The following is a 3308-nucleotide window of genomic DNA, read 5'->3' on the forward strand; positions in this document are numbered from 1 at the left end:
AGTGAGTTTTGAAAAATCTTGGTTTGATAGAAACGGTGAATTTGGCTCAGGGAGCAGTGCCGAATAGCCGGAAAGTGAATGGCAAAGTTCTGACTGAGGATATCAATATTACGTCTCAGGATATCTTTAATGGGCAGGCAATATCCATCCCCGACAAAGCCGATTTAAATGATTATCAAACACCAGGGCTTTATTATCAGGGGTTAGATGCACAAGCGGTATCAGGTAATAACTATCCTGAACCGCTTGCAGGTTCACTTGTCGTTTTACAGGCCGCAGGGATCATTCAGCGTTATTTTGTTTATAACAGTAGTCGGATATATACACGTTCTCTATATTCTTGGAATAATCCTGGTGCAGCATGGACTCCTTGGGCGCGAGAATATAATACCCTGAATAAACCCACTGTGAGTGAACTCGGTTTAATGGAAACCGTTACTAAAGCCTCAGATGCGTTGCAACGTAGCGGGGGCAATGTAACAGGCGACATAATTATTGCTACTGACTCTACGCTGAGTTGGAACAGAAACACCGACTTTGCCTCTATCGGTTTTAAAAACACCGGAGATGATGATGCAGACTCCTATATGTGGTTTAGAACGGGGGATAATGGCAACGAATATTTCAAATGGCTGCATGCACATCATGGAGGGCCAACCAATGAATGGATGAGCCTTAAATCTGATAATCTTCGGGTTAGAGGGTATCAAGTCTATCATGAAGGACATAGACCAACCGCTGCGATTATTGGCGCTTATACAAAATCGGAATCAGACACACGTTATATTCAAGACATTCGCTTCGGCGCCAAAGAGAATGCGCAATTACGGGAAAGTTCTGGAGATACAGACGCAAGTGGGTATGCCATTACTGCTGTAATCAATGGAAATAGAGATGAGTTAGTTGACACTGTAAACCGCAGGCCAATACAGAAGAAAGTTAACGGCATATGGATGAATATATCCAATATTTAGTAAGGTGATGAATATATGCAAAACATTAAAAATTTTTCCCAATATACACCTGACTCAGAACAAGCCAGAAAAATCATTGAAGATTTTAATGTCATTTATTTGCAATCAGAAGACGGTCAGGACTGGTATGAATGCCAGAAAAGCTTTAACCCTGACACAATCAAAGTAATGTATGATTTTAATAATGTAATCCGTTCTATATCAGGAGATGTATCGGCTTTTAACCCAGAGGGAATGAGTGTGGCTGAGGTAAATAATCTGCCTGATTCTTGTGATATTTCTGGCAAATGGCAATATATAAATGGGGCTATTGTTCCGCGTAAGTACACAAAAGACGAGTTAGTTGCTCAAGCGGAGAGACGTAAAGAAGAATTGCTAGCCCTTGCCAGCAATACTATCGCTCCCTTACAGGATGCCGTTGATCTAGATGAAGCAACCTTGGAAGAGATAGAGCGGCTCAAAGCTTGGAAAAAATACCGAATGCAAGCAAACCGCATTGATCCCACCATAGCACCAGATATTGAGTGGCCTGTACAACCAGTATAAATAATCCAGGCCCGCAGTTCACAAACCGCGAGCCTTTTTCTACTCTGGCTTTTTAGGATAATCAATTAGTGTTTACCTAAATGCGTCAAGCCAGTCTTATTAGAATGGAAAAATACCAAGTCATACTTAACCGTGTTGATACTTCAAAGGCATCGGAAATAGACTGGTCAACATAGCCTATCATCACAGAAAAAAGACCGGAGACAGAATAACGCCCGGTCTTGATAATTTTATTATTCTGGTATTTGTGGCCACTCAATATCTGAAGCCATTGAAGTATCAACACGGCTCAGTAATACCACATACTTCTTCCAGGCAAGCAATAATGCTTTCTCTGTGTCTGAGGCCATCTCAGTCTCAATAGCATATTGTAATAAAGTCATGGCTTCATTAGCATGTTGGCGGAGAATGACACGTTGTTGCTCTGCCTGTTTAATCTGATTAGCTTTTTGAGCCTCAATGTCCGTTACCCATTTTTCACCATTCCACTTATCAAAATCGGTGCTTGGCTGCTTGAATGTCAGCGTTTCTGATAATTCACCCGGTTTAATGATTTCCTTCTGTTCCCCAGTTTGTATGTCGTAGGCTATTTTTCCTCGGTAATCTGGTACGATTTGCCAACTGGTTAAATCAGATGAACGGCAGGCGATATATCCCTCTTGGGTATCAGGTGGCGCGTCTGTGCAGGAATTAGCAGGAAGACCGATACCAACAGGAAGACACTCATCAGAACTGTTTAAATATTCCAGCGTAATTGCGTCGTAGTTAAACACAACAATACTTCCGGTACTGATGGCAATATTATTCTTATCCAGTACAGCCTTATTCATCAGGCAATCCTCACAATGTAATTAAATGCCACGTTTCGTGGACGGGTTTCTATTCCTGTTGAAGCAGCGATCGCATTATCCATATAACCGAAACCACCCGCTCCCATCCCGATAGCGATACCTAGTCCGCGAGGATCAATGCCGTAGTTAACGTCTTGGTGGACACTATTGAGAATATAACTTGGTGTACCCATCCCTTCGGTTCCACCATTTGAGTTGGACCACATCCTCCCAATCCTGTGACTATGCGGAGCAATATCTGCCAACTGGGAGGATAGGAGATATCGACCAATATCCACCCCACGTCCATCATCCCAGCCACGAATAAATTCACCTCGTAAATCTGGTAATCTACCACTGGGATAAGTTTCTGCTAATTTTGGATATAAAGACTTATCAAAGATTGCCCCATTACATTTCACCCAGCCATTGGGTGGTATGTCAGTCGGCCAAGGTAGTGGTATTCCTACCGGGATCTCTTCAAGTGCAGACGTGAGCATTATGCTGCCCTTACAATATAGTTAAACGCGACGTTACGTGGCCTTGATACCCCTATATAAGCGGCATTGGTATTCCAAGTTGTTGCTGTACCGACAGATCTAGCTCTCAGTGGAATATCTTTATTTTGGGGAGTATCCCATTGTAATTTCGTACGCTCGTTGAGTGAGAAGTTAACAACATTATCAACTTGACCAACTTCCTGTAGTAAATAAGACCCTTCTTGCCATACCAATAATGTACGATCCGGATCAACGCCACGTTTGTCATCCCAACCGCGAATAAATTCTCCGCGCAAATCGGGCAAATTACCACCAGGGTAAGCCTTAGCTAATTCCGGAAATTTCGCTTTATCAAAGGCCGCACCATTGCATTGCAACCATCCATCCGGCAGTGTGGCCGTAGGCCAAGGAAGTGGCACACCTATCGGAATTAGCTTTTCCAATAAACCAAGGTTTTT

General features: G+C 42.8%; 5 protein-coding genes and 1 pseudogene. 3 read left to right on the top strand and 3 right to left on the bottom strand.

The annotated features are described in order from the left end of the window. Window positions 1-23: 23 nt before the first annotated feature. The 3 genes from EAE90_RS24100 to EAE90_RS24790 all read left to right on the top strand — a co-directional run bounded on the left by EAE90_RS24100 (window position 24) and on the right by EAE90_RS24790 (window position 1696). Complete coding sequence (locus EAE90_RS24100; RefSeq protein ID WP_246551099.1) at window positions 24-974, top strand: pyocin knob domain-containing protein; 951 nt, start codon at window positions 24-26, stop codon at window positions 972-974. A gap of 15 nt (window positions 975-989) precedes the next feature. Further along, window positions 990-1520: a tail fiber assembly protein gene (locus EAE90_RS22870; protein ID WP_214055409.1), complete on the top strand. Its 531-nt coding sequence runs from the start codon at window positions 990-992 to the stop codon at window positions 1518-1520. 80 nt (window positions 1521-1600) lie between these two features. Further along, complete coding sequence (locus tag EAE90_RS24790; protein ID WP_214055410.1) at window positions 1601-1696, top strand: tail fiber assembly protein; 96 nt, start codon at window positions 1601-1603, stop codon at window positions 1694-1696. A gap of 57 nt (window positions 1697-1753) precedes the next feature. On the opposite strand, the gene EAE90_RS22880 is transcribed toward EAE90_RS24790, so the two are convergent. The 3 genes and pseudogenes from EAE90_RS22880 to EAE90_RS22890 all read right to left on the bottom strand — a co-directional run. Next, a complete protein-coding gene (locus EAE90_RS22880) occupies window positions 1754-2350 on the bottom strand; it encodes a tail fiber assembly protein (protein WP_214055411.1) in 597 nt (198 codons plus the stop codon). A 265-nt stretch (window positions 2351-2615) separates the two neighbouring features. Continuing rightward, window positions 2616-2826 (bottom strand): annotated as a pseudogene (locus tag EAE90_RS24795) (phage tail protein); the annotation flags it as partial. A 23-nt stretch (window positions 2827-2849) separates the two neighbouring features. Then, a partial coding sequence (locus EAE90_RS22890) for a phage tail protein (RefSeq protein WP_214055413.1) occupies window positions 2850-3308 on the bottom strand: 459 nt, incomplete at its 5' end.

The sequence above is a fragment of the Photorhabdus caribbeanensis genome, assembly GCF_018448885.1.
GTDB lineage: Bacteria > Pseudomonadota > Gammaproteobacteria > Enterobacterales > Enterobacteriaceae > Photorhabdus > Photorhabdus caribbeanensis.

What these genes read in the sequence shown, in the direction of transcription:
- EAE90_RS24790 (WP_214055410.1), top strand. Translation starts at nt 1,601, where the DNA reads ATGCGTCAAGCCAGTCTTATTAGAATGGAAAAATACCAAGTCATACTT.
- EAE90_RS22870 (WP_214055409.1), top strand. Translation starts at nt 990, where the DNA reads ATGCAAAACATTAAAAATTTTTCCCAATATACACCTGACTCAGAACAA.
- EAE90_RS22880 (WP_214055411.1), bottom strand. Translation starts at nt 2,350, where the DNA reads ATGAATAAGGCTGTACTGGATAAGAATAATATTGCCATCAGTACCGGA.